Annotated in this window: 1 protein-coding gene; it reads left to right on the top strand. The window is 73.9% G+C overall.

Going from position 1 to position 629, the window contains the following annotated elements; translation table 11 throughout:
• Positions 1–205 precede the first annotated feature (205 nt).
• The coding region (locus CQZ88_RS17420) for a TspO/MBR family protein (RefSeq protein WP_258008643.1) at positions 206–629 on the top strand (424 nt) is incomplete at its 3' end.

Here is a 629-nt window from a genome sequence, read left to right as displayed (position 1 = left end):
CCCCGCCGATCCCGCCGACGCCCACGCCGCCGCCGCCGTTCCCACCGGAGCCGAACCCGGTGCCGACCCCACCGGAGCCGCAGCCGCCGTTCCCGCCGGAGCCGGATCCCGAGCCCTCGCCGCCGCATCCGCAGCGGCCCTTCCCCCAGATCCACGACCTCGCGATGTGACGACCTCGCCGACGGCGGGAGTAAGGAGAGCAGGTATGTCGAGCATGTTCGGCCGCACGTTGCTCGGAACGACCGCGGCGACCGCCGCGACGGCGGTGGTGGGATCGATCGCCTCCCGGGACGTGGACACACGCTGGTACCGGCGACTGCGCAAGCCGTCGTTCCAGCCGCCGAGTGCGGTCTTCCCCGTCGTGTGGACGGCGCTGTACGGCGACATCGCGGTGAGTTCCGCTGTGGCCATCGACGAGCTCGAATCGGAGGCGCGGGTCGACGAGGCCACCTACTACCGGGCCGCCCTCGCGGTGAACCTGGCACTCAACGCGTCCTGGTCGTGGGTGTTCTTCAAGGCACATCGGCTCGTGCCGGCGACGGTGGTCGCCGGGGCGCTCGCGGTGAGCAGCGCCGACCTGGCGCGCCGCGCCGCCCTCGCGAAGCCGGCGGCGGGGGCCGCGCTCGGCC

The sequence above is a fragment of the Rhodococcus sp. ENV425 genome, assembly GCF_002887785.1.
GTDB classification, from domain to species: Bacteria; Actinomycetota; Actinomycetes; order Mycobacteriales; family Mycobacteriaceae; genus Rhodococcus; species Rhodococcus aetherivorans.
This window is presented reverse-complemented; position numbering and strand designations above follow the sequence as displayed.